Below are 25,506 nucleotides of genomic sequence, written 5' to 3'. Positions count from 1 at the left end.
CCTATTGGCCATCGGGTCGGCATTCCGCGCCGTGAAAATGGCTGTCGGCCTCAGCTTTGACATCACCCGGCACGAACGGATTGGACATGGCGCCGCGCTCGCCGCCAGCGGGCCTACCGTCGAGCAAACTACTGACGATCAGCGCCAGCAGAAGCGCGCAGCCAGCGACGATGAAGCTCACGATTCTAACCCCAACCGAATCCGACGGGGACAAAGTCGTCGTCGCGCCCGCCATCGGCCGGCGCCGCTGCATCTGAGGACGAGGCGGACGCCGGATGGGCCGGAGGCTGCTTGACGAGCGCCGCGGCCTCACCAGGCACCGCCGCGCTGACAGGTTCGGCAAAGCCGCGCTGCGCCGCCACAAGAACCGTGGCAAGCGCAAGCAGGGAAACCGCAAAGCGTCGCATCTGAGTTCCTCGGTGTTGGAGAAATCGATGAACGCAACTTACGCCAGTCGGCGCATTACTTTGGTGAGGTAGGTCACATCGAATAGATTCAAAAGCGGCAAAGGCAGCCTTCAGCAACGGCGACCGCGATCATTCGGCCGGCGCGCCGATCGCCCCCTTGGCAGCCCGTGACCGACCTCTGCGCCCGGCGAACACGCGGCGGATCACCGCGTAGAACACCGGGGTAAAGATCAACCCGAACCCGGTCACGCCCAGCATGCCGGCGAACACCGCGGTGCCGAGCGACTGGCGCATCTCGGCACCGGCGCCGCTGGCCAGCACCAGCGGGATCACTCCCAGCACGAAGGCGAATGACGTCATCAGGATCGGCCGCAACCGGGTGCGGGCTGACTGTATCGCCGCCTGGCCCGCGCTGGCACCCGCCTGCTCTGCCTGCTTGGCAAACTCGACGATCAGAATGGCGTTCTTTGCCGCCAGCCCGACCAGCACCACGAAGCCGATCTGCGCCAGGATATCGACGTTCAGCCCGCGGATCAGCAGGCCGGTCACCGCCGCTAACAAGCACATCGGCACGATCAGCACCACCGACAGCGGCAACGTCCAGCTTTCGTACTGCGCCGCCAGTACCAGGAACACGAACAGCACCGAGGCGCCGAAGATCAGCAGCGCGGTGTTGCCGGCCTCCCGTTGCTCATAGGCCAGATCGGTCCATTCGAAGCCGATGCCGGGCGGCAACCGCCGGGCGGCGAGCTGCTCCATCTGGGTCAGCGCATAGCCCGATGACACGCCGGGCAGCGTGCTGCCCTGCACCTCGGCCGCCGGAAACAGGTCATAACGCGGCACGCGGTACGGCCCGGTCGAGGAATGCAGCCGCGCCACCGATCCGATCGGCACCATTGCACCGGCGGCGTTACGGGTCTTCAGCCGGGCAATATCCTCGACGCTGGAGCGGAACCGGGCGTCAGCCTGCGCGGTCACCTCGTAGGTCCGGCCAAGATAGTTGAAGTCGTTGATATAGGCGGACCCCAGGTAGACCTGCATCGCCTCGAACACCTGACTGGGCGTGACCCCGAGCTTCTCTGCCTTGACCCGATCGATATCGGCGAACACGCTCGGTGTGCGGGTGCTGAACGGAGTGAACACACCGACCAGCCCAGGGATCTGGTTGGCGGCGCCGACCAGGTCCTGCGCCGCCGCTTCCAGCGCCTCAGGTCCAAGCCCCTCGCGGTCCTGCAACATCATCTTGAAGCCGCCGGCGGTGCCGATGCCGGCGACCGGTGGCGGCGGGATGGTGATGATAAAGGCGTCCTGGATGCCGGACAGCCGCTGGCGCATCTGGTTCAGCACGAAACCGACGTCCTGTCCCTTGGCATGACGCTCCTCGAACGGCTTCAATGGAGAGAAGATCGCACCGGCGTTCGATGCGTTGGTGAACGTCGCGCCATCGAAGCCGGCGAACGGCACCGCGTGCGCCACCCCTGGGGTGCCGAGGATGATATCGGTCGCCTTGCGCACCACCGCATCGGTGCGCTCCAACGATGCGCCTGGTGGCAACTGGATAACGGTGATCAGATACCCGAGATCCTGATCCGGAATGAACCCGGTGGGCGCTCGGCTGAACTGCAGCCCGGTCAGTCCGATCAGCCCGGCATAGACCGCCAGCACCACCGCACTCATGCGGATCAATCGCGCGGTCAGTTTGCCGTAACGATCGGACAGCCACTCGAAACCGCGGTTGAACACCCGGAAAAACGCGAACAACGGCCGCGCCAGCAACGCCCGCCGCTGCGGTTGGTCGTGCGCCGCCTGATGCGGCTTGAACAGCAGCGCGCACAGCGACGGGCTGAGGGTCAGCGATATCAGGCACGAGATCACCGTCGAAGCGGCGATGGTAACCGCGAACTGGCGGAAGAACTGCCCGGAAATGCCGCTGATGAATGCCGAAGGGATGAACACCGCGCACAACGTCAGTGCGATCGCGATCAGCGCGCCGCCGACCTCGTCCATGGTGCGGTGCGCCGCTTCGCGCGGGGCCATGCCCAGGCGAAGGTTTCGTTCAACGTTTTCCACCACCACGATGGCGTCGTCGACCACGATTCCGACCGCGAGCACCAGTCCGAACAGCGACAGGTTATTCAGCGAGAAGCCCAGCGCCGACAGGATCGAGAATGTGCCGATCAACGAGATCGGAATCGCCACGATCGGCACGATCGAGGCGCGCCAAGTCTGCAGGAACACGATCACCACGACGACCACCAGGGCGACCGCCTCCAGGATCGTCTTCACCACCTCATGCACCGACTGGGCAATGAACAGGGTGGTGTCGTATACGATGTCGTATCGCAGCCCTTGCGGAAAATCCTTCGACAGGCGTTGCATCGTTTCGCGGATGTGGCGCGCCGTGGATAGCGCGTTCGATCCCGGCTGCTGATAGACCAGGATCGGCACCGCGTTCAGCCGGTCGAGGTAGCCATTGGCGCCGTAGTCCTGCGCACCTAGCTCGACCCGGCCGATATCGCGCACCCGCGTCACCCGGCCGGCACCGTCGGATTTTACGATCACGTTGCCGAACTGCGCCGGATCGGTCAGCCGGCCAAGGGTCTCGACATTCAGTTGGAACGCGCCCGGCTTGGATACCGGCGGCTGGCCCAGCACGCCGGCCGAGACCTGCACGTTCTGCGATTGCAGGGCGGACACCACCTCGCCGGCGGTCAGGTCGTGCTCCGCAACCTTGTCAGGATCCAGCCAGATCCGCATCGCGTAGTCGCGCCCGCCGAAGATCTGCACGTCGCCAACGCCCTGCACGCGCGACAGTTGGTCCTTCACCCGCAGCGTGGCGTAATTCGACATATAGAGCTGGTCGCGCGATCCGTCCGGCGAGGACAGATGGATCACCATCAGCATGTCCGGCGAGTTCTTCTTCACCGTCACCCCAAGCCGCTGCACCGCGTCCGGCAGCCGCGGCAGGGCGATCGAGACCCGGTTCTGCGTCAGCACCTGCGCGGTATCGAGGTCGGTTCCCAGCTTGAAGGTCACCGTCACCGTCAGCCTGCCGTCGCCAGTGGCCTGGCTGGTGAAATATTGCATGTTCTCGACGCCGTTGATCTGCTGCTCCAGCGGCGTGGCGACGGTCTGGCTGATCACCTCGGCCGAGGCGCCGGGATAGGTCGCGGTCACCTGGATGGTCGGCGGCGCGATCTCGGGATACTGCGCCACCGGCAGGGTGAAATAGGCGACGGCGCCGACGATGGTGACGAACGCCGCCAGCACGGTGGCGAAGATCGGACGGTCGATAAAGAAATGAGATAGGCGCATGCAAGCCGCTCCTGCGGCCGCGACTGCTTCCGACGGAAGTCATCGCGGTCTGGTTGTTTGATCCTGTCGCGGGCGACCCCGCGGTCATTGTTCCATTCAGCTTTGTGCCGGGGCGGCAATCCTGCCCGGCTGGGGCGTCACCTTGGTGCCGGGACGGGCCCGCATCAGGCCGTTGATGATCACCCGGTCGGTCGGGGCAAGACCGCCATTGATGATCCGCAGGCCGCCGCTGAGCGGCCCGAGCTCGACCGGTTTCGCCACCACGCTGCCGTCCGCCGCGACGGTCATCAGCAGCTTGCGCGACTGGTCGGTCGACACCGCCGAGTCCGGCACCAGAAGCCTCGGTCGAGCCGCCGAGGTGGGCAGCCGCAACCGGGCGAATTGGCCCGCGGCAATGAACAGATCCGGGTTCGGCAGCGTCGCCCTGGCATGGATCGTGCCGCTGCCGCGATCCATCTGGTTGTCGATAAAATCGAGCGTGCCGCGCCGGGTCCAGGTTTTCTCGTCGCTCAGGCTGGCTTCGACGGTATGATCGATCGGGCCGCCGTGCTGGCCCTGCAGATAGCGCTGGTAGGCCAGGTAGTCATTCTCGCTCATGTCGAAGTCAAGATGGATCGGGTCGAGCGAGACGATGGTGGTCAGCAGTGTCGGTGTCACCCCGCTTTGGCCGCCGCCGATCAGGTTGCCGATCGAGGCGCGATGCGAACTGATCCGCCCGGTCAGCGGCGCGGTGATATGGGTGAACTCCAGGTTGAGCTGAGCCGAACGGACCGCGGCCTCGGCCTGGTCAAGCGCGGCCTGTGCCGCTCGCTGCTGCTGCACGCGCTGGTCCAGCAATTCACCGGAGGCGAAGTCGCGGCGGTGCAGTTCCGTGGTGCGGGCGATTTCCTGGTTGGCGAGCTCAAGCCCGGCGGCCGCTGTCAACATCTGCGCCGAGGCCTGCTGCAAGGCGATCTGATAAGGTCGCGGATCGATCACGAACAGCAGGTCGCCTTTGTGAACGATCTGGCCGTCGGTGAAGTGGATCTCGGTGAGATAGCCGCTGACCTGGGCGCGGATTTCGACGTAGTCCACCGCCGAGAACTGGCCGGTAAAGGTGGTCCAGCTCGCCAGGTCGCGCTGCACCGGAGCGCTGACCGTCACGGTTGGCGGCGGCGGCGCTGACGGCTGGGCGGCGGCAGTGTGCGCGTTGTGCAGCAATTTCGGGCCGACCAGCGCGGCCCCTCCGGCAAGCAGCACAATCGCCATGCCCCCCAGCCACAGCCAGGGACGCCGGCGTAGCGAAGCCGGTGGGGCGTCGCGGTCGAGCACTACGCTTTCAAGCTGACCAGTCATCTTATTTCCTGATGCAAACAGAGGTCTCGTCTCGGTTCCGGCGCGCTTCCGGGCGACTTTTGCCCGGCAACGCTGGATGCTTTGTTTAATCGCGTGATCCACGGGCTTTGAACGCTCCGCCCGGCAGCATCACGCCACACAATACTTTCCGCTCGACTGTGCACGCTGAAAGTATTCTGGCGATTTGTCCGATGGCTCGATTCAGGCGCTGTGGACGTTCAGTTCAGCGCGATCGTGCTTCTAATGTAGCAAACTGGTAAACAGCGTCTCGACGAATTGCCGCAGCGGACGCTCGGTTTTCTCAATTCGGGCCCGCAGCACCGCTCCCTCCCACGCGTTCAGGACGAAGGCGCCGAGTTGGTATGGATCGGCCGTCGATTGTATCTCCCCGGCGGCCTGGGCGTCGCGGATGCAGGCACCGACCTGTCGGCTCCAACCCCTGAAGATGTCGGAAAGCTTGGCCGCGATGACCGGGCTATGGTCGGACAATTCGGCCGCCATGTTGCCGACCAGACAGCCGCAGGTGAAGTTGACCTTCGCGATATCCGAGGCTGCCACCTCGAAATACCGACGCAGACGTTGGCGTGGCGACAGACTGGCGCAGGTCAGGATACCTAGTTGGTCGCAGGTCCCCGAGGTCCAATAGTGCTCCAGTGCCGCCGCGGCGAGAGCCTCCTTGCTTTCGAAGTGGTTGTAGAACGAGCCTTTCGGCACGCCGGCGGCGTCGGTGATGTCCTGCACGCTGCAACCGTTGAACCCGGACTTGCTGAAGGTCTGGACACCGGCATCGAGCAACCGTTCTCGAACATCATGGGATGACGATCTCGCCATGCGGGCCAATATGACCGGTCATCTTAAAACTTCAAGGGGTGCTGTTGCGGCGCTTCAGTCGCCAAGTCGTCACCGCCCGCGTGGCGCCGCGAACATCACCCCTGCCGGCCTGCAAGAACGGGCGTCAGCGCCCGACATAGTCCATTCGGCCGCCGTCAACTGCCAGCACCTGCGCCGTCACCCACCCCGAATCCGGTGATGCGAAAAATGCTACTGCGTTGGCGACATCATCCGGGTCGCCGACACGGCCAAGCATAGCGCTGGCGGCGATCTTCTGGGACCGCTGCTTCCAGGCCTCCTCATCCGTGCCGCGGGTCATTTCGGTCTGGATGAACCCAGGCGCGACGGCGTTGACGGTGATGCCGTGCGGTCCCAGTTCCATGGCAAAGCGCAAGGTCAGGATTTGCGCCTCGGCCTTGGTCGCGGCGTAGAACGCATTGCCCGGCAGCGCGGTACCGATCGCGGCGATCGAGGTGATGTTGACGATGCGGCCGTATTTCTGCCGCCGCATATCGGTCATCACCGCGCGCGTGGTGTGGATGACGCCGTCGCCATTGACCTGGCGCATACGCTCCAGCTTCTCCGGATCGTAGCTTTCCAGCGAGGCCGGATACGACAGCCCGGCGTTGTTCACCAGGATCGTCACCGGCCCGAACGCCGCCGCGACGCGGTCCACCATGCCCTCCACCGCGGCGTCATCCGCCACATCGGCCGCCACCGAAATCGCCCGCCCGCCATTGGCGACGATGTCGGCCACCAGCGATTCGGCGGCATCGGCGCGCGATAGATAGTTGACGCAGACCGATGCACCTTCCCGCGCCAACCGTCGTGCAATGGCCCGTCCAATGCCGCGGCCGCCTCCCGTCACAAGCGCCACCTGATCGCGCCATGTCGCCATGCGAGCCTCCAAGAACCACAACTGTTCGCGGGCCGACAGATTACCCGAAGACAACAGCCTGCGTGGTCACAAGAACCGGACAAACTCGGAAACAGTCATTAATTGACCGCGATCAGACATTGCCTACATCCTGCCGGCACCCGCGATCTCAATCAAAGGTGGCGCCGTGGGTCGTCGGTGCACGCAAAAACCAGTGCGGAAAACCCTCTTCCGAGGGCCGTTGGCGCACCCCCGCCGCGGCAAATGACCGCGTCGGACACACCGCACCGAGCTATGATCACGGCGGCCGCGATCGGCGCGACGCTTTTGCAATCCTTGGATCAAACCATCGCGAACGTCGCGCTGCCTTACATGCAAGGCAGTTTCTCCGCCAGCTTCGACGAGATCACCTGGGTACTGACCTCCTATATCACGGCGGCCGCGATCATGACCGCGCCGGTCGGCTGGCTCGCCACCCGGTTCGGTCGCAAGCGGCTCTTCATCGTTTCCATCATCGCGTTCACAATGACGTCGATGCTGTGCGGCGCGGCCCAGTCGTTGGCGCAGATTGTCGCATTCCGCCTGTTGCAGGGCATGTTCAGCGCTGCCCTGGTGCCGCTGTCGCAGGCGACGCTGCTGGACATCTACCCGACCGAGCGGCGCGGCTTCGCCATGGCAATCTGGGGCATGGGGGTGATGATCGGCCCGATCATGGGCCCAACACTCGGCGGCTATCTCACCGAGTACTATGACTGGCGATGGGTGTTCTACATCAACCTGCCGTTCGGATTGCTGGCCGCGGCGGGGCTGATCATCTTCCTGCCCGACGCCCGCGACGACAACGGCTTGCGCTTCGACTGGCTGGGGTTCGCCGTGCTGTCCACCGGGATCGCCGGTTTGCAGTTGATGCTCGATCGGGGCCAGGACCAGGACTGGTTCTCCTCCAGGGAGATCATCATCGAGGCCATCCTGGCCGGCCTTGGGCTATATCTGTTCGTCGTCCATCTGTTCTCCGCGCACCAACCGTTGCTGCGCCCGACCCTGTTCCGCGACAGGAATTTCGTGTCCGGGCTGGTGCTGATGTTCGCGGTCGGCACGCTGCTGGTTTCCTCCCTGTCGCTGATGACGCCGTGGCTGCAGGTGTTGAGCAACTACCCGGTTGAAACCGCCGGCCTGGTCATGGCACCGCGCGGCCTCGGCAATTTTGTTGCGATAATGATAAGCGGGCGCCTGGCCACCCGGATGGATGCGCGCTACCTGGCAGGCGCTGGCTTGATCCTGCTGTGCTTGTCGTTCTACATCATGACCGGTTGGACGCCGGATGTCGCTGAACGCACCCTCGTCCTGACCATTGTCCTGCAAGGCTTCGGCCTGGGTCTGGTCTTCATGCCGCTGCAGATCCTGGCATTCGCCACCCTCGCCCCCGCCTTGCGAACCGAAGGGGCGGCGTTGTTCGCACTGCTGCGCAATATCGGCGCGGCGATCGGCGTGTCGGTCACCTCCACCGTGCTGGCACGCAACACCCAGGCGCTGCGCGAGATGATCGGTGCGACGCTGACCCCGTTCAACAGAGCACTGTTGGCCGTCCAGGCGTTCAATCCCGGCACACGCGATGGCATGGCGCTGCTCGACCAGGTGGTGAACCGGCAGGCTTCGATCACCGCCTATACGGACGACTACATGCTGCTGATCGCCACCACGTTGCCCGCGGTCCTGCTGCTGTTGCTGATGCGAAGGCCGCCCCCAGGCACTGCGGTCGATGCAGACCCGATCGAGTAGGTGCGGATCGTAACGCGATCTACCGGTTGGGACCCGAAGCGGTCCGTGCCATGCTGGGCCCGTGTCAGTGATCGAAACAACCGGCGGCGGGCGTTGACAGAGGCCGCATGGCCGCCGTACCGGCATCCGGTCGCGGTAGTTCAGCCGCTGCCCGGCATCGGCGATATGGTCTGGCATGTGGCCCATATCCGCGCCATCGCCGCCCAGGCCTGCACCTCGGTTACCCTGCTGGCCAAGCCGCGGTCGCTGGCCGATCAGCTTCTGGCCGGCGATCCGGCGATCGCCGACGTCATGGCTGTGGACCTCAATCCCGGCGACCGCCGGCGAGGCGCGCATGACGGCATCAGCGGGTTCCGCCGCCTGGTCCACGGCCTGCGGGAGCGCGGCTTCGGCTCGATCGTGTTGTTGCACCATAGCGACCGTCTGGCGGCATCAGCCTGGATGGCGGGCATCCCCGATCGGCGTGGCTACGGCTGGGGTCGGCAGCTTTGGTTCCTCAATACCGGCCCGTTCCTGCCACCGGATGTGAAGGCGCTGCATCAGCACACCAGGGCGACCCGCTATCTGCGGGCTGCCGGCATCATGCCGCCCTCGGTCGAACCGCGGCTCAAGGTTTCCCAAGCCGCACTGCGGGCGGCGTTGCCGCGCCTGGGCGCCACGCCGGGTGGCTTCGTCGCCATCGGCATCGGCAGCAGCGAGCGTTTACGCCAATGGGGCACCGACCGTTTCGCCAGCCTGGCAGCGACGTTGCTGGACGCCGGATGGCCGATGCTGGCGCTGGTGGGAGGCACCGAGGACCAAACCTCGGCGACTACCATCGTGCGGCTTTTGGGTGAGCGCGGCGCGCGCGCCCGACCGATGCTGGGATGGGATCTGCCTGAAGTCATCGCGGTGCTGTCGGCGGCCGCATTCTATGTGGGCAACAACACCGGGGCAATGAACATCGCCGCGGCAACCGGCACCCGGACCTATGCGCTGTTCGGCACCACCCGGGCGTTCGACCACGCCAACCAGATCGTCCCGGTGACCGCGTCCGATATCGGCGTGCATGACGGGATGGCACGGGTCACGCTGGCCTCGGTGTTACACGCGATCCGCATCGACCGGGGACGCATCGCCCCCGGTTGATACCCGTTCAAAGCTGCGGCGGCGGCTACTCGGCCTTCATCAACTGGCCCCGGATCGCCCCACTCGGATTGCTCTTGGTGTGGACGTTGATATAGTACATTCCGGCCTCGAGCTGCTGCTCCTGCTCCGAGGTCAGCTTCTTGCTTCCATGTATCGGGCTGGTCGGCGCGTTGCCCAACGGCACGACCACGCCGGCATTCTTGCCAGCCGCGGCCGGGCCGTGGATATGGGCCGCGGTGACCGCGCTGCTGAAGCCTTTGAAGGTTACGTTCCAGGTGATCTCGTGCGTCGCGGTGTCCAGTGTGACACTGGCCTCGCCCGATCCGGTGGATTTAGTCGGCGGAACCTCGGCAGAGGGCGTCAGAGCGGCATCATATTTCATGCTCGCCGCATACACCGGACCGGCGAACAAAACAGCGAGGCTGGCAACAGCCAATGAGCGACGAATCATGCAATCTCCCTTTTCTGCCAACGCATTCTTGGTCGACGGCAAACCGGCAGCGATTTTCCGTCCACGCAACTTGCTATGCCGGAACCACGGGCCCAGGGCAATAGTTCCCTGTTGGATCGTGACGCCGGCGTTCCCCGACCCATCGCTATTTGGCGGACTTGGTTACTTGGCGGACTGGCGGGTCTGGTCCGGGTTGGCGGACTGGCGGGTCTGGTTCGGGTCGTGACCGGACTGGCGCAGGATCACATCGTTGACCCCGGCCGATGCCTCGGTGGCAACAACCACCGCGACATCCCCCCAGTAGTGGTCCAGCGTGCCGGCCGGGATCTCATTCAACTGCACGACCCGACCGCGCTCGTCTCCCGACGCGGTCTTCACCACCCACTGGATCTCGACCCGCTGTTTCCGTTTTGGAATGGGAACTACCTTGACCTGGCCCTGAACCACGAAGTCGGCCCCGGTCGGCGTGGTCAGTACGACCGGCCCCAGCACCGCCAGCCGCGCCCGCATCTGTTGCGTCAGGGTCTGGTCCCCGTCACCCGGGGCGCCGGTGACATCGACGACCTCCACCTTGGCCGCCCTGTTGTACAAACTGGTTGGATCAGCCTTGTCGTGCGCGATCCGAATGCTGGTCAGGACAGCTCCGACCCTGGGCGCCGCCTCGGCGGCGACCTGCCGTATCAACGCCGGATCGGCGTTGGCCCAGGCTTTCAGAGGCACCACCTCGCCCACCGCGCTGCCGCGCTCCTTGCCCTGAGGATCCTGCACGCTGAACATCGGTTTCACGCCCTTGCCGTCGAGTTCGGCTCGCGTCACCAGGCGCCAATCGGTCTTAGCCGGTTGCCGCACCATCGCCGGTACCTCGGTGGCCTGTAGCGCGGTGGCAAGCTGTTTCGCCAGATCCCGGTTGGCGGCGTCCGGCAACAGCGTGTCAGTGCCCGGCGGCACCGCCAGCAAAGGAGTCAGCGGCTTCGCCAGCCGCTGCGCGGTCGCGCCGGGATTGCCCAGGAACGGCTCCGGCAGGTCGCCACAAGCGGATACGGACAAGCAAAGCAACAGCGCCAGAAGGCCGAGACGAGCAATCATCCGCCAGCTTCAAGCAGATGCCGAACGACGCCGGAAGAGGCTTTCTTTTTGTGCCTACGGCTCGCGGCGGGACAAATTGCGTTTCCGCAAATACTCCCGCTCGGGTTCGACGCACGAAGCTTCGCGCGCTGGGTCGGCGCGGCATGCGCAGCCGCAGGAGCGGCCGGCTCAAGCTGGCCGAATTACCGAGATCTGGTGCCCGATCGGGCCGCCATCAGCCAGCGTCCTTCGGCGGTGACTGAAAAAGCGGTCCTCCGCGGCCAGGGTGTCGATGCCGGTCACGATGACGTGCCCGACACCGGCGCCGTGCAGGCGCCCAGCGCAGTAGCCCGGCAGGTCGAATTGCCAACGATCCTGCCGTCGCCCGGCGGCGAACCACGCCGCATCGGCGATCGAGCGCCCCAGCACGGCGTCGCGCAGATCAGCCCCGACCTCGTAGGATTGTTGCGCGATGCACGGGCCGACGGCGGCAACGATGCCGCCGGCCGAGGCTCCCAGCGCCACCATGGCCGCGACGGTGGCCTCCAGCACGCCGGCTACGGCGCCGCGCCAGCCGGCGTGCGCCGCGCCGACGATGGCCCCGCCCGCCGCGGCGAATAGCACCGGCGCGCAGTCGGCGGTCACGATGCCAAGCCCAAGGTCGCCTTCGGCGGTGACCATGGCGTCGGCCGATTCGCCCGCGCCGGCGCCCCAGGGTTCGGTCGCGGTAATCACCCGAATGCCGTGCACTTGTGTCAAACCCAGCAGCCGCCCCGGTTCGATCGCCAACGAAGCGGCGACCCGGGCGCGATTTTCCAGCACCGCGATGCGCTCGTCGCGGCTCGAGAGGCTGCAGTTGAGGCTGGCATACGGACCGCTCGACACACCACCGCGGCGGGTGAAAAACCCGTGCGGCGCCCCCAGCCCGTCCGCGGTCAGCGCTTCCGCCATGCTATGCGACTCCGGTCCAAGAGCATCAAGCTGGTGTGCGGACTTGGCAGCCGCCGGTCAACCGATGTTATCGGCTGGCGGCTATGAAGGCTTCGGCGCTGACGACGACGTTTTCGCCTCGGCGCCAAACGGTATTACGCTGCAACGCGATTCAAATCCGGAAGAGGAAACGCGATGATCGGGATCGATTGGGGCAATACCAGCTTCCGCGCGTTTCGCGTCGGGCGCGACGGCGCCATCCGTGACCGGCGCGCCGGCCCGAAAGGCATCCTGAACGTGCCGGACGGACGTTTCGGCGACACGCTGCGCGAGGAAATCGGCCCCTGGCTGGCGGCCGGCGAAGACCGCGTGCTGCTCTGCGGCAGCATCGGCAGCCGCCAGGGCTGGAAGGAGACGCCCTATCTCCCCTGCCCGGCCGGCCCGGCCGAACTCGCCGGCGCGCTGGTCGATATCGGCTTCGACTGGGCTCGGGTGAAACTGGTTCCCGGGTTGTCCGGCGTCGACGACGCCGGCGTCGCCGAGGTCATGCGCGGCGAGGAGACCCAGGCGCTGGGCATCGCCCCGCTGCTGCGCGACGGCGGTCTCGCCTGCCTGCCGGGCACGAACTCGAAATGGGTACGGGTCGAGGGCGGTCGCATCGTCGGCTTCACCACCCACATGACCGGCGAGGCATTCGGCGCGCTGCGCGGCCATACCATCCTGGCCCGAATGATGCGCGACGGCCCCTCCGACGGCACGCCATTCGATGCCGGGATCGCGCGCTCGGCCGATCCTGGTGGCCTGCTGCATCACTTGTTCGGCGTGCGCGCCCTGGCGTTGGCGAACCGGCTGAACGAATCCGACGCGCCGGCCTATCTTTCCGGCATCCTGATCGGGCACGAGGTGCGCGCCGCGATGGCGTCCGCCGCTGCCGAGGTGGTGCAGGTGATCGGCGCACTGGAACTGACTGCGCTGTATGCCAAAGCGATCACCGCCTGCGGCGGTTACGCCGAACGCCATGACGGTGAGGCTGCCGCCCGCGGACTGGCACTGGTGGCGGAACACGCGCAATGGAACTGACACACTGGCCGCACCGGCGCGACCGGATGCCGATCCTTGCGCGGAATTTGGCCGCGCCAATCCGTTCCGGTCACCGCTGCGTCACTATGGACATCCATATTTAAGTCAATACGACAAGCCCGGCTTTGGTCGGAACAACCGTCACGATGTCCTGCCGACAAAGGTGGCCGATCGCGTCATCCGCTGCCGAATACCTTTCTCCATGACGCATCGCCGGTACTGCCTGTCAATGCAAAGTAGAGATGTCCCCTGACTCCCCAAAGTTAAAATGTCCCCTGTGGGCTGGGCGGGGGGTGGGCACCGGTCAAGCGTTAGTCCAATCGCGGTGTTGGAGCGGTGGGTAAGTGGCCCGCTGGAGTGATCGTTCAGAATCGGGCGCAAGCGGGCCACTTATCCACGGCTGCGGCGGCTGTTACGCGGGCTGTACTCACCCCGGGACGGTTTCAACCGCGGCGTTGGGGATGTGCCGCGCAGCGATCATTGCGTCGATCCGGGCATCGATGGTCTTGCCGTCCACCGCCGGGGCGGGCATGGCATAGCGGGCATAGGCCGTTACCGGCAGGATCCGGTCTTTGTAATGCACCCTCAGCGCACCGTCGGGAAAGTGATGCAGCGTCACCTTCGCGCCGCGCAGCGCGGTGCCAGGCCCGGGTGTCTTGACGCAATACATCGTCCCGCCGGAGCGGAAGGTCAGCGCCTTCGACAGCACCCGCTGCTCGCGCCGTGCCAGTTCGTCGTCCAACGCTTGCGCGGTCTTCGTCCACGGCCGGTGCGCCGAAGCCGGGTCGCGCGGCGGCACCGCAAACTTTGCGTTGAAGCGCGCCATGAACGCCGGCGCGAAGCCATTCGCCGCCTCGATCGAGCCAATGCCGGCCAAACGCATCTCCTTGACCAGCCGGTCCTGCAGGGTCTGGTTGGCGCGCTCGACACGACCCTTGGCCTGCGGGGTCAGCGCATGGATCGGCTCGATCCCAAGCCGATCCGCCACCCGTCCGAACTCGGTCTTGCCGTCGCCGCTCGTGGCGTCCTTAGCGTTGATCCGGAAGATGCCGTGCCGGTCGGAGTAGAACGCCAGCGGCCGGCCATGGTCCAGCACGTGGCCGCGCAGCGCCGCCAGATAGGCCGCCGTCGTCTCCGCCGGGGCGAAGCGTAGCGCGGTCAGCCGGCCGCTGGCGTCGTCGATGAACACGATCAGCGCACAGCGCGGCCCGCGCCGCTCGAACCAGTGGTGCGCACTGCCGTCGATCTGGATCAACTCGCCAAACCGCGGACGCCGCTGGCGGAGCTGAAACACCCGCCTGGCCCGGCGGCGCTTGGGCCGCCACAGGCCAAGGCCGATCTGCATCTGGCGGATCGTCTCTGCCGAAACGACGATCCCGTCCAACTCCAGCAGCTTCTCCGCCGCCAGCGTCGCGCCGAAGTCGGGGTATTTGTCCCTCAGCAGCGTCGCGATACGACCGCGCAGCGCCGCCGACATCCGGTTGTTCGATGGCCGGCCGCGCTGATGCGAAACCAGACCCGCGTCGCCCTCAGTCTTCGCCTTACGCACCAAGCGCTTGAATTGGCGGACACTGAGGCCAACGCGCTCCGCTGCTTCAGCCTGGCCCAACCGACATTCGATCGACTGGCGCACCCAATAGGCGCGATCGCGCTCCGCCTGCGTCATCCACAACCCCGTCTCGGCCATTGCGTCCCCAAGCATGCGCAAAAGGGGACATTCTAACTTTGGACGGAGGGGACATTCCTACTTGGGGCTAACAATCGCCGGTACTGCCTTGACTTATGTCAAGTTAATGCGTCATCGTCGACTGGCGACACGTCTCGTACGTATCGACCTCGCACCACTCATTTTCTTCCGCCGCCGACCTTAGCCGCCATGGCGCGCACGGAATCGCCTGATCGGTCTCCATCCGCGGGCCGTTTCAACGACGCAAAATCCTGTCCCAAATCAGCCCGGATGCACGTTCACGCCTTAGTGAACACGCTCCGACAACATCTAAATTTTTGTCAACGGCATAAGGCGGCCTCGTTCAGCCCAATACGACACCGCAGCTCGGCGCCCGGAGAGACAATACATGGCTGAAATCGTTCAAACAAGCGCAGGTTTGTTGTCTTTACATAATGACCGCCGGGATAGGTTTTGAACAAATCGGTATAATTAATCAAAAATCATACGATGTGATATAGATAATATTGCCTAATCAAACGGAGCCCAACCGCCTGGCTTTGGATAATACTGTTTTCGTGGTTGCCATGATCCGGCTTGCTCGGGATAGTAGAGCAAGATGAACCATACCGGCGCGGGGAGCCAGCATACCCATGGTTTCGTACGTTACTATTCATGGAAGTCAAAACCAGACCATCAGCATAGGTTACGACACCACATCTAATTTCCTTTTGGCACAGCAAGTCGCGGCTGGCATCAATGCCGGTATCGTAGCCGGAACGATACTGACTGATCCCGACAACGGCGTGCCGCCGCCGACGGTTCCGGCAAGTGTTACTGGCGCTTTCGTGCAAACCCAGAACCCGTTCTTCATCATGCCGCAAGGCTATTCCATAGACCTCGTCACCAAACCTGGTCCGGCGCTGGTGTTTGGTAACGGAACATCTGGCGAAACGATCCTGTCCGACGTGACGACCGATCTGACATTCGTTGCTTCGGCCGGATCCGGATCAGTGCTGGCCGGCGGCGGCGATAATCGGCTGTTCACCAGCGGAACCGGTGACTGGTCGCTTTACTCCGGCGGCGGTAACGACGTCATCTCGGCACTCAATGCAGTGAATGCGACGATCGGCGCCGGTGGCGGCAGCAACGCGATCCTGCTGGGCAGCGGCAAGGATCTAATAGTCTCCAATGGGGACGATTCGATCTCGGGCGGGTCCGGCGCCGAGACCGTCGATGCCTCCGGCGCTACTCGGGACCAGGTCAGCGGCGGCGACAGCCAGTTGCTGTTCATCGGCGGCGCCGGCGGTTCGACAATCTTTGGCGGCACCGGCAGCGATACCTATCTCGGGTCGGCTGGCTTTACCGGATCGCAATATATCGTCGGCGGATCGGCGGGAAACAACTACCTGATGGCCGGCGACGGTCCGGCAACACTGGTCGGTGGCGGCAACAACGACCAGCTGATGGCCTATGGCATCAGCGATCAGGTACTGACCGCCGCATCGGGCAACGAAACCCTCAGTGCCGTGGCATCATCCGGCAACGATTCGATCAGCGCCGGAAGCGGCAATGATCTGCTGATCGGCGGCAGCGGCGCCGACACCTTCGTCGGCGGTGCGGGAACCGCCACGGTGAATTCACCATTCGGCAACGGCGTGTTCGAGTTCATCAACGGCCAGGCCGGCGGGACCGAATTGGTGACCGGAATCTTCCAATCCTCCTCGATCAAGATCGATCTTGTTGGATATAGCGCCAGCGAGGCCGACAACGCACTGGCAAACCAGACCTCGGCCAACGGATCGGTAACCATCGGCCTGACAGATGGAACCAAAATCACCTTCCAGGATATCAACTCGTTGTCGAAGTCGAACTTCAGCTAGTGCCCTGCCCCAGAAGTTCGCCGCACTTTGCGGCGGACGGATGGGATCGGCAGGCCACTGGAAACAAAAATCGAGTGTCGCCAGGTCAATGTTCGCCTGATAGGGCGAACTTCGGATTCGGGACACCAGGTGCTGGTCCCGGAGTGTGATGGTGCAAACGTACTGCTGACCCATCAGCGAGAGGGTGCGCGATACTAGTGTGCGCCTGATAATCGGCCGCCAGGCTACCCGCCGGCCGGGTCCAACTGCAGCGCAACCCATTTCGGCCCCGCCACTTTCGACTTCTTTGGCAGAACCAGCATCAGCACGAAGCCGCGCTTCTCGGCGCGGACCGCATCCACGCCCTGCTTCACCTCGTCCGGCGTCGCCACCGGCTTGTCCTGGACGCGCAGGATAATATCGCCATTCGCCATCCCCCGGGTCGCCGCGTCGGAATTCGCCACCACATTCGTCACCAGTACGCCCTCCATCCCGACCGAGGCCGCCAACTTGGCTTTGTCATCCGGCGGCAGCGGCGCCAACGAAAGCCCCTGGTTGGGCGGTACATTGATCTTTGGCCGCTGCACCGGCGTCGGCGCGTCATTCTTGTCCCATTGGTTGCGCGGCCATTCCTCGGCGGCGAGAACAACGTCATGCTCTCCACCGTCATGCCTGACCAGCAACTTCATCTTGTCACCCGCCCGGGTGTGAGCAATGTCGCGCAGCAAGGCCCGCTCGTCGCTTGGTGCGGCGCCGTTATAGCGCAGGATGACGTCGCCGATCGCTAACCCGGCCTTTTCCGCCGGCCCGTTCGGCAGCACCCAGGACACGATCGATCCCTCCGGCCGCGACATACCCGTCGCGTCGGCGATATCATTGGTCACCGTCTGTATCTTTATGCCGATCCAGCCGGGACGAACCCAGCCGTAGGTATGCAACTGGTCGATCACGAAATGCGCGCTGGCCGATGGTATGGCGAAACCGATACCCGATGACCCGGTAGTGGGCGAGAGGATCGTCGAGTTCACCCCGATCACCGCGCCCTGCATATTGAACAACGGACCACCTGAGTTGCCGTGATTGATCGTGGCATCTGTCTGGATCAGATCGTCATAGGGCGAATTCTGGATGTCGCGATTCAACCCGCTGATGATGCCAGCGGATACCGACAGACCCACCCCGAACGGATCACCCGCCGCGAACACCTGATCGCCCACCTGCAATTTGTCGCTGTCGCCCCAATGCGCCGCCGCCAACGGATGCTTGGGCTGCACCCGCACCAGTGCGAGGTCGGCCAGGCGCGACGCGCTCAGCATCCTTCCCGTCAGACGCTCGCCGTCCGAAAAGGTAACGGTGATCTCGAACGCGTCCTCCACCACATGATAGTTGGTCACAACCAGCCCGGACGGATCGATGACAAAACCCGACCCGACATAGGATTTGATGTTGGACCCGGCGTCCGCCGGCGGCGTTGGCGAACTCACGCTCGCCGAGGAAGCGTCAGGCCCCGGCGGCTCGTTCTTCTTGACCGCGATGTTGACCACGGTCGGCAGTAGCCGATGGATCAGTCCGGCCTGATTAGGGCCGATCTCGTCAGCCACCGCCAGGCCAGCGTTGATGCCGCCTACCATCAACATGATCGCGACCGCGGAAAAAATCCGGCCGGCTTGGCGTCTGTCCATCGTAGGTCCTCCGGTGTCGAGGTCCGCCGTGGCACTCGGCGGCGCTGTATCAGCGGCATCCTCGCCCGAAATCCTAGATTGAAGCCGGGACAAAATCTCCTCCCCCGAATGGCCGGGCCTGACGACGACCAGCAGCAGCCCGCTTTGTCCACAGGATTCTGCCACTCGGACCGATTAACTCGTTGCCACCGCTTCACTGACCCAATACTGTATCTAGTGGGTAGAGTCAGAAAAGGGTCCAGCATATGGTATGGGACGAGAACACGATCCGAGATTTGAGGGATCTCTGGTCGCAAGGGCTTTCCACCGCAGCAATCGGTCGTCGGCTCGGCGTCTCCAAAAACGCCATCGTCGGCAAGGCCCACCGGCTCGACCTGGACGCTCGTCCGTCGCCGATCCGGCGCGACGTCATGAAACCCGCGGTGGACCGCCCCGCGCCGTATTCCAGAGTGGCAGGACCGACGCTCCCGCCGCTGGCTAGCACCGGCATCGCCTCCGTGGCGCCCGCCGCCAACGTCCAGTCGCTGCGATCGACGCCGAGTTTCGTCCCAAGGGCGCTGCCCCCGGCACCGGTCGCGGCGCCGGCCCCGCGCCCGATCATGCCGTCCGCGCCGATCCAGGCCCGGCGCTCCGCCCCGTCCTGCTGCTGGCCGATCGGCGAGCCTGGAACAAAAACGTTCCGTTTTTGTGATGATGTCTCGGTCTCCGGCAAGCCCTACTGCGGCGAACACGCCAGGCTGGCTTACGTCAAGATCCGCGATCGCAAGGAAGACGCGGCCTGAAGTCGGTCGAGGCGAAAGCCCGTCAGCAACGATCGGCAACACCAGCGGCCAAAATCGCAGGTGGCCGGATAAAGCTGGGTTTGCCGCCCGACGACGCGCGTATATAAGATCCGCCGCCTCCCCTGTAACCGAGTCACGAAATGGCAACCCCAGCCGAGGATATCGCCCCCGCCGACAACTTTGCCGGCGCCCGCAAGTGCATGGTGGACAGCCAGGTCCGTCCCAACCGGGTCACCGACCCGCGCGTCCTCTCGGCGATGCGTCGCCTGCCGCGAGAACGTTTCCTGCCGGCCAGCGTGACGGCGCTGGCCTATGCCGACCAAGACGTGCCTTTGGGCGACGGCCGTTTCCTGATGGAGCCGATGGTATTCGCCAGGCTGCTGCAGGCCGCGACGCTGCGCGACAACGAGCGTGTTTTGGTGGTCGGCGCCGGCACGGGCTATGGTGCCGCCGTGCTGGCCGCCTGTGGCTGTCGCGTCACCGCGCTGGAGGAATCAGCCCCGCTGCTGGCGATCGCCGCCGCCGCTTTGTCGGTCGAAGCGCCCGGGGTGACCCTTGTCGCGGGTCCCTTGGCTGCGGGCTGGCCGGCTCTGGCGCCCTATGACCTTATCCTGATCGAAGGCGCCGTGCCGAGCATTCCCGCCGCCCTCATCGCGCAGACCCAGCAGGAGACCGGACGGATCGTCGGCGCGATCCATGCCGAGGGGCGAATCACCCAGGCGGTAGTCGCTGAGGCAACCGCCGCCGGACTTGGCATCTCCCCGCTGTTCGACTGTGCCACCCCGCCGATCCCGTCGCTGCGACCGACACCGGCTTTCGTCTTTTGACCGCAACAGCGGCGATCCGGTGAAGCCGATGCCGAACAGAAAAAAACCAACGTATTGCGCTTCTCTGATTCGCGACACCTGTGCTCTGCCCCACAAATTCGCCGCACTTCGCGCCGGACGTATCGCATCAGCAGGCCACGGAAAGCAGAGAGCTCGGGGACACCAGGCGGAATCTTATTTCACGACGACCGCGGCCGTTCCATAATAAACCGAGCCGCCGATGGTCGTCCCATAGGCCAGCAACGCGGCCGGCGATTTGCTGAAAGAAGGGGTCCGGAATGGGTTTGCGTCACGGTTTGCTCGCCGGCTTCAGCCTGCTTGCCCTCATCGCCTCCGCCTCGGCTCAAACCTCACCCGAGGCGCCGGTCAATCGGACAGCGAGGCACATCAGGCTGGCGCAGAGTTCGGGTCGTCGGATCGCGCCAAGGGTCGCGCCGACATCGTCGGCCACCGCCAAGCCGCCGACCATCGCGCCGGCGCCCCACGTTCCACACACATTGAGCGAAGCACTGGCCGCGACCTATTCCAATCAGCCCGCGCTGCAGGCTGAACGCGCCAAGCTGCGAGCGACCGACGAAAACGTGCCGACGGCGCTGTCCGGTTGGCGCCCCACCGTGGTGCTGGCCGGAAGCACCGGGTACGGCGACGGCGTCTCTCGCGCCTACAACGGCCTGACCGGCAACATCCTCAACGTCCAGACCGACCGCCTGATCGGCACCGCCCAGGCAACCGTGACGCAAAACCTCTACAACGGCGGCAAAACCCAGGCCAACGTCAACCGTTCCAAAAACCAGGTGTACGCGGAACGCGCCACTCTCATCGCGCAGGAGCAGACCAGCTTCAACAACAGCGTCAGCGCCTATGTCGGGGTCATCCAGGCGCAGCAACTGCTGGCGCTCGATATCAACAACGAGCAGGTGCTGGCCAAACAGCTGCAGGCCACCAACGATCGTTTCCGGGTCGGTGAGATCACCCGCACCGACGTGGCCCAGGCCGAAGCCGCGCTGGAAGGCGCCCGGGCGACGCGTGAGACCGCGGTCGGCAACCTGCAGACCGCCCGCGGCACCTTCCAGCAGATCATCGGCGTGTTCCCGCCGGATAATCTGGTCGAACCACAGCCGCTCAATCTGCCGGTGCACAGCGAGCAGCAAGCCTCCCAGCTCGCCACCATCAATAACCCCAACGTGATTACCGCGGTGTTCAATGATGCCGCCGCCAAGGACGCGATCGACGTGCAGTTTGCCGCGCTGTTGCCGCAGATCAGCCTGCAGGGCCAGACCTTCCAGCAGAACAACGCCGGCAGCCGCAGCACCAATGCCAACGGCTACCAGGTGGTCGCCCAGCTTTCGGTGCCGCTGTATCAGGGCGGAGCCGAATACGCCGCCGTTCGCCAGGCGCGCCAAACGGAGCAGCAAACCCAGCGGCTGATCGATGACGCCAAGCGCACCGCCGTGCAGAACGCGGTGCAGGCCTGGGACACCCTGGCGGCCGCCAAGTCCTCGGCCGACAGCACCCGAGCCCAGATCCGCGCCAACGACGTCGCCCTGCAAGGCGTCGAGCGCGAGGCCATCGTCGGCAGCCGGACGACCCTGGACGTATTGAACGCAACCCAGCTTTTGTTGCAGTCACGCACCACGCTGGTGCAAAACCTTTCGCAGGTGATCACCGCCTCCTACGCGGTTGCCGTGGCGATCGGGCGGCTGACCGCGAGGGACCTGCATCTTCCGGTGCCATTGTATGACGAAACCGCGTATTATCAGGCGGTCAAGGACCGCTGGGTTGGTCTAGCCGACTACGCCACCAGCCAGCCCGGCCGATGAACCCGAGTTGTAGCCATGAAAAACCAACCGCCTTCCCCTGCGACAGCCGATGGTGCCGACCCATCAATGGAGGAGATCCTCGCCTCCATCCGACGCATCCTGAACGATGACGACGCCCCCGCCGAACCGGCGTCCGCGCCCGAACCGCCGGCTGCGGAGAAACCGCCAGCCCCGGACAGAAGGCCAGCCCCGGACAGACCGCCGGCCCTGGACCGACCCGCCGTCGCCGAACCCCCGCCGGCGGATGACGATGTGCTGCTGCTGGATCAGTCCATGATGATCTCCCAAACCGGCGCAGCCGATCATCCGACCGCGAACCCGCAACCGCCGGTCGCCGCGCAGCCGGACCCGATAGCGCCGGAACCCGAACCGCCGCTCCACGAAAACGACGCGCCGACCCCCGCGCACGCTGACCCGTTTGAACCGTTGATACCCGGCTTGGTGGCGCCCGAAGCGGCGGCGGCGGCGGCGTCCTCGGTCGACAGTCTGGTCCGCACCCTCGCCGCCGGACGCGCGACCCAGGTCTATGCCGGCGGACCGACGCTGGAAGATATCGTGCGCGCCGAATTGCGTCCGTTGCTGAAGCAATGGCTGGATATCAACCTGCCGCCGATGGTCGAACGTCTGGTCCGCAGCGAGATCGAAAGGGTCGTCAGCCGCGTGGCTCCTTGATCGACCCGGCGAAGCTCGCCGATGGCGGAACCGGCAAAGGCGATCGTTTCGCGGACTGGCTCAGCAATCGATAAACCGCCGGCTCGCGCCAGAGTGTCGCCTGGAAAAGTCGCGCGGAAAAGGGCGGCGCACAAAGGATTATCGCGCGCAAAAGTGTCGCGCGGGAGAAAATCATGACACTGGATAGCCGGTTCGCTCCGGGCGATACCGAACCCCGGCTCTACGCCGGCTGGGAAAACGCGGGCAGCTTCGCCTGCCATCCCGACTCCAACGCACCGCCCTTCACCATCATGATCCCGCCGCCGAATGTCACCGGCAGCCTTCACATGGGACACGCGCTGACCTTCACCGTGCAGGACGTTTTAGTGCGTTGGCGCCGCATGCAGGGGCGCGACGCGCTGTGGCAGCCGGGCAGCGACCATGCCGGAATCGCCACCCAGATGGTCGTCGAGCGGCTGCTGGACGCCGAGGGCAAGGACCGGCGAACCGTCGGACGCGAGGCCTTCGTCGACCGCGTCTGGCAATGGAAGGCCGAATCCGGCGGCACCATCACGACCCAGTTGCGGCGCCTCGGCGCCTCGCTTGACTGGCCGCGCGAACGATTCACCATGGATGCGGGCCTGTCCGCCGCGGTGAAGGAAACCTTCGTCAAACTGTTCAACGAAGGCCTGATCTATCGCGACCGCCGACTGGTGAACTGGGACCCGAAGCTGCAAACGGCAATCTCAGACCTCGAGGTCGAAAACCGCGAACTGAAGGGATCGCTGTGGCACATCCGCTACCCGATCGAGGCTGACCCGGGCAAATTCATCATCGTTGCAACCACCCGGCCCGAGACCATGCTGGGCGACACCGCGATCGCGGTGCATCCCGATCACCCGACCCTATCGGCGCTGATAGGCCAACACGCGATTCTGCCGCTGGTCGGGCGGTCGATCCCGATCATTGGCGACGCCTACGCCGATCCCGAGAAAGGCACCGGCGCGGTCAAGATCACTCCGGCGCATGACTTCAACGACTTCGAGGTCGGAAGGCGCCACGATCTGGCGATGCCATCGGTGCTGGACCGGCAGGCCAATGTCACGCTCGCCGAGATCGAACCGCTGCTGCAATCGCGACCCAAGGTGGCCGACCCACGCTTCGTGCGCTCCCTGGCCGGGCAGTCTCGGTTCGCCGCTCGCGCCGCCATCGTTGCGGAATTGGAGCGGCTGGACCTGCTCGACAAAATCGAACCGCACACCAACCAGGTGCCGCACGGTGATCGCGGCGGGGTGCCGGTCGAGCCGCTGCTGACGACGCAATGGTATTGCAACGCCGAGGCGCTGGCCAAGCCGGCGATCGAGGCGGTGCAAACCGGCAAGACCGTGTTTGTTCCGAAACAATGGGAGAACACCTTCTTTGCCTGGATGCGGGAGATCCAGCCGTGGTGCATCTCCCGCCAGCTTTGGTGGGGGCACCGGATCCCGGCCTGGTACGGGCCGGACGGGACCGTGTTCGTCGCCAAGGATCAGGACGCCGCCGCGGCCCAGGCGCGCAATCATTACGGCCGCGACGAGACCCTGACCCAGGACGAGGACGTGCTCGACACCTGGTTCAGCTCGGGCCTGTGGCCGTTCTCCACGCTGGGCTGGCCGGACCGGACCAAGGAACTTGAACGTTACTACCCCGGCGATGTGCTGGTCACCGGTTTCGATATCATCTTCTTCTGGGTCGCCCGGATGATGATGCTGGGCCTGCACATGATGGGCGATGTGCCATTCCGCACCGTCTATATCCACGGCCTGGTGCGCGACGAACGCGGCCAGAAAATGTCGAAGTCCAGGGGCAATGTCATCGACCCGCTCGACCTGATCGACAGCTACGGCGCCGACGCGCTGCGTTTCACCATCTGTGCGCTGACCGGGCCAGGACGCGATGTCAAGCTGAGCCCATCCCGGGTTGAGGGCTACCGCGGCTTCATCACCAAACTGTGGAACGCCGCCAGGTTTTGCGAACTCAACGGCGTGCGGCCGGAGCCCGGATTTGATCCCACCACCGCGCGTCTACCACTGTCGCGCTGGCTGCTGGTGGAGGCCAACACGACGATCGGCGAGGCGACCACGGCGCTGGAGGCCTATCGCTTCGACGACTATGCCGCCGCGGGATATCGTTTCGTCTGGAATACATTCTGCGACTGGTTCCTGGAATTCGCCAAGCCGTTGCTGAGCCCGGCGGCAAATCCGGCCGACGCCGCGGAAATCCGCGCCGTCGCCGCGCACGTGCTGGGGCTCATCCTGCGCCTGCTGCATCCGGCCATCCCGTTCGTCACCGAGGAGTTGTGGGATCGCTTCGAATACGGCGAAGCGTGCAGCCTGATCGGCACCGCGTGGCCTGACCCCACCCCGGTACCTGACGCCGCCGAGGCTCGCGCCGAACTCGACTGGGTGGTGCGCCTGATCGGGCTGGTCCGCTCCGTCCGCACTGAGATGAACGTGCCACCGTCGAAGCCCTCGCCATTGCTATTGCAGGGTGCCTCGGACGAGAAACTGGGACGCGTCGATCGCTGGAACGAAGCGATCCGGCGCCTGGCCCGAGCCTCCGATGTGCGGCTGCTGACCGGTGAAGTGCCACAAGGGTCCGCCCAGGCGGTGCTGGATGAAATCACCATCGTGCTGCCGCTGCAGGATCTGATCGATATTTCCGCGGAACGGAACCGCTTGCTGAAGGACCGCGACAAACTGATCGGGGAGGCAAACAAGCTGCGGCAGAAATTGGCTAACGCCGATTTCGTCAACCGCGCGCCCGAACCAGTTGTGTCAGAGAACCGCGAACGGCTCGAGACGATGAACTTCGAGATTGGCCGGCTGCAGGCGGCGCTTGACCGTCTGGGATGAGATTCGCCAGCCGACGCCGGCCGCTCTCGATCAGCCAAATCCGATAGCCCCGCCAAATCCGACAGCCCCAGGGCCACCGTAACAGAGCAACGTATCTAAAGCATTGACGAACCCCGGCCTTGTT

At 64.8% G+C, this 25,506-nt stretch carries 20 protein-coding genes; 9 read left to right on the top strand and 11 right to left on the bottom strand.

Features of this window, described 5'->3' with window-relative positions:
- Nucleotide 1: 1 nt before the first annotated feature.
- The 6 genes from ACQY4Y_RS15015 to ACQY4Y_RS14990 form a co-directional block, all read right to left on the bottom strand.
- Nucleotides 2–181, bottom strand: a complete 180-nt coding sequence (locus ACQY4Y_RS15015) for a hypothetical protein (RefSeq protein WP_428491411.1) — start codon at nt 179–181, stop codon at nt 2–4.
- A gap of 4 nt (nt 182–185) precedes the next feature.
- Nucleotides 186–407 carry a hypothetical protein gene (locus ACQY4Y_RS15010; RefSeq protein WP_428491410.1) on the bottom strand — a complete coding sequence of 74 codons (222 nt, stop codon included), beginning with the start codon at nt 405–407 and terminating at the stop codon, nt 186–188.
- Between the two features lie 129 nt (nt 408–536).
- Nucleotides 537–3,722 (bottom strand): efflux RND transporter permease subunit, encoded by a 3,186-nt coding sequence (locus tag ACQY4Y_RS15005; protein WP_428491409.1) that lies wholly within the window; start codon nt 3,720–3,722, stop codon nt 537–539.
- 96 nt (nt 3,723–3,818) lie between these two features.
- Complete coding sequence (locus ACQY4Y_RS15000; protein ID WP_428491408.1) at nt 3,819–5,057, bottom strand: efflux RND transporter periplasmic adaptor subunit; 1,239 nt, start codon at nt 5,055–5,057, stop codon at nt 3,819–3,821.
- A 240-nt stretch (nt 5,058–5,297) separates the two neighbouring features.
- Nucleotides 5,298–5,852 carry a TetR family transcriptional regulator C-terminal domain-containing protein gene (locus ACQY4Y_RS14995; protein ID WP_428491407.1) on the bottom strand — a complete coding sequence of 185 codons (555 nt, stop codon included), beginning with the start codon at nt 5,850–5,852 and terminating at the stop codon, nt 5,298–5,300.
- A gap of 160 nt (nt 5,853–6,012) precedes the next feature.
- The gene (locus ACQY4Y_RS14990; RefSeq protein ID WP_428491406.1) at nt 6,013–6,786 is read right to left on the bottom strand and encodes an SDR family NAD(P)-dependent oxidoreductase; all 774 of its coding nucleotides are present in this window, start codon (nt 6,784–6,786) and stop codon (nt 6,013–6,015) included.
- A gap of 273 nt (nt 6,787–7,059) precedes the next feature.
- On the opposite strand from ACQY4Y_RS14990, the gene ACQY4Y_RS14985 reads away from it, so the two are divergent.
- Both ACQY4Y_RS14985 and ACQY4Y_RS14980 read left to right on the top strand, forming a co-directional pair.
- Nucleotides 7,060–8,544, top strand: coding sequence for a DHA2 family efflux MFS transporter permease subunit (locus ACQY4Y_RS14985; protein WP_428491405.1), 1,485 nt, complete (start codon nt 7,060–7,062; stop codon nt 8,542–8,544).
- Nucleotides 8,545–8,637: 93 nt separating this feature from the next.
- Nucleotides 8,638–9,672: a glycosyltransferase family 9 protein gene (locus ACQY4Y_RS14980; RefSeq protein WP_428491404.1), complete on the top strand. Its 1,035-nt coding sequence runs from the start codon at nt 8,638–8,640 to the stop codon at nt 9,670–9,672.
- Nucleotides 9,673–9,697: 25 nt separating this feature from the next.
- On the opposite strand, the gene ACQY4Y_RS14975 is transcribed toward ACQY4Y_RS14980, so the two are convergent.
- The 3 genes from ACQY4Y_RS14975 to pgeF all read right to left on the bottom strand — a co-directional run bounded on the left by ACQY4Y_RS14975 (nt 9,698) and on the right by pgeF (nt 12,139).
- Nucleotides 9,698–10,123, bottom strand: a complete 426-nt coding sequence (locus ACQY4Y_RS14975; RefSeq protein WP_428491403.1) for a CHRD domain-containing protein — start codon at nt 10,121–10,123, stop codon at nt 9,698–9,700.
- A 162-nt stretch (nt 10,124–10,285) separates the two neighbouring features.
- Nucleotides 10,286–11,209 carry a hypothetical protein gene (locus ACQY4Y_RS14970; RefSeq protein ID WP_428491402.1) on the bottom strand — a complete coding sequence of 308 codons (924 nt, stop codon included), beginning with the start codon at nt 11,207–11,209 and terminating at the stop codon, nt 10,286–10,288.
- A 168-nt stretch (nt 11,210–11,377) separates the two neighbouring features.
- On the bottom strand, nt 11,378–12,139 hold the full coding sequence (gene pgeF / locus ACQY4Y_RS14965; RefSeq protein WP_428491401.1) for a peptidoglycan editing factor PgeF: 762 nt from the start codon (nt 12,137–12,139) through the stop codon (nt 11,378–11,380).
- Nucleotides 12,140–12,313: 174 nt separating this feature from the next.
- On the opposite strand from pgeF, the gene ACQY4Y_RS14960 reads away from it, so the two are divergent.
- Nucleotides 12,314–13,198, top strand: a complete 885-nt coding sequence (locus ACQY4Y_RS14960; RefSeq protein ID WP_428491400.1) for a 2-dehydro-3-deoxygalactonokinase — start codon at nt 12,314–12,316, stop codon at nt 13,196–13,198.
- A 427-nt stretch (nt 13,199–13,625) separates the two neighbouring features.
- On the opposite strand, the gene ACQY4Y_RS14955 is transcribed toward ACQY4Y_RS14960, so the two are convergent.
- On the bottom strand, nt 13,626–14,900 hold the full coding sequence (locus ACQY4Y_RS14955; RefSeq protein WP_428489471.1) for an ISNCY family transposase: 1,275 nt from the start codon (nt 14,898–14,900) through the stop codon (nt 13,626–13,628).
- 695 nt (nt 14,901–15,595) lie between these two features.
- Between ACQY4Y_RS14955 and ACQY4Y_RS14950 the strand changes: the two genes are divergently transcribed.
- Nucleotides 15,596–16,747: a calcium-binding protein gene (locus ACQY4Y_RS14950; RefSeq protein WP_428491399.1), complete on the top strand. Its 1,152-nt coding sequence runs from the start codon at nt 15,596–15,598 to the stop codon at nt 16,745–16,747.
- A gap of 224 nt (nt 16,748–16,971) precedes the next feature.
- On the opposite strand, the gene ACQY4Y_RS14945 is transcribed toward ACQY4Y_RS14950, so the two are convergent.
- On the bottom strand, nt 16,972–18,408 hold the full coding sequence (locus ACQY4Y_RS14945; RefSeq protein ID WP_428491398.1) for a trypsin-like peptidase domain-containing protein: 1,437 nt from the start codon (nt 18,406–18,408) through the stop codon (nt 16,972–16,974).
- 245 nt (nt 18,409–18,653) lie between these two features.
- On the opposite strand from ACQY4Y_RS14945, the gene ACQY4Y_RS14940 reads away from it, so the two are divergent.
- The 5 genes from ACQY4Y_RS14940 to ACQY4Y_RS14920 all read left to right on the top strand — a co-directional run bounded on the left by ACQY4Y_RS14940 (nt 18,654) and on the right by ACQY4Y_RS14920 (nt 25,382).
- On the top strand, nt 18,654–19,190 hold the full coding sequence (locus ACQY4Y_RS14940; protein ID WP_428491397.1) for a GcrA family cell cycle regulator: 537 nt from the start codon (nt 18,654–18,656) through the stop codon (nt 19,188–19,190).
- A gap of 140 nt (nt 19,191–19,330) precedes the next feature.
- Nucleotides 19,331–20,017: a protein-L-isoaspartate O-methyltransferase family protein gene (locus ACQY4Y_RS14935; protein WP_428491396.1), complete on the top strand. Its 687-nt coding sequence runs from the start codon at nt 19,331–19,333 to the stop codon at nt 20,015–20,017.
- A 278-nt stretch (nt 20,018–20,295) separates the two neighbouring features.
- Entirely contained in the window at nt 20,296–21,837 is a 1,542-nt protein-coding gene (locus ACQY4Y_RS14930) for a TolC family outer membrane protein (RefSeq protein ID WP_428491395.1), read from the top strand.
- A gap of 15 nt (nt 21,838–21,852) precedes the next feature.
- Nucleotides 21,853–22,509 carry a DUF2497 domain-containing protein gene (locus ACQY4Y_RS14925; protein WP_428491394.1) on the top strand — a complete coding sequence of 219 codons (657 nt, stop codon included), beginning with the start codon at nt 21,853–21,855 and terminating at the stop codon, nt 22,507–22,509.
- A 173-nt stretch (nt 22,510–22,682) separates the two neighbouring features.
- The gene (locus tag ACQY4Y_RS14920; RefSeq protein ID WP_428491393.1) at nt 22,683–25,382 is read left to right on the top strand and encodes a valine--tRNA ligase; all 2,700 of its coding nucleotides are present in this window, start codon (nt 22,683–22,685) and stop codon (nt 25,380–25,382) included.
- The last annotated feature ends 124 nt before the right edge of the window (nt 25,383–25,506 follow it).

The organism is Rhodopila sp. (assembly GCF_965277165.1).
Lineage (GTDB): Bacteria > Pseudomonadota > Alphaproteobacteria > Acetobacterales > Acetobacteraceae > Rhodopila.
The sequence above is the reverse complement of the archived record's forward strand: the minus strand, read 5'-3'. Positions and strand labels throughout refer to the sequence as shown.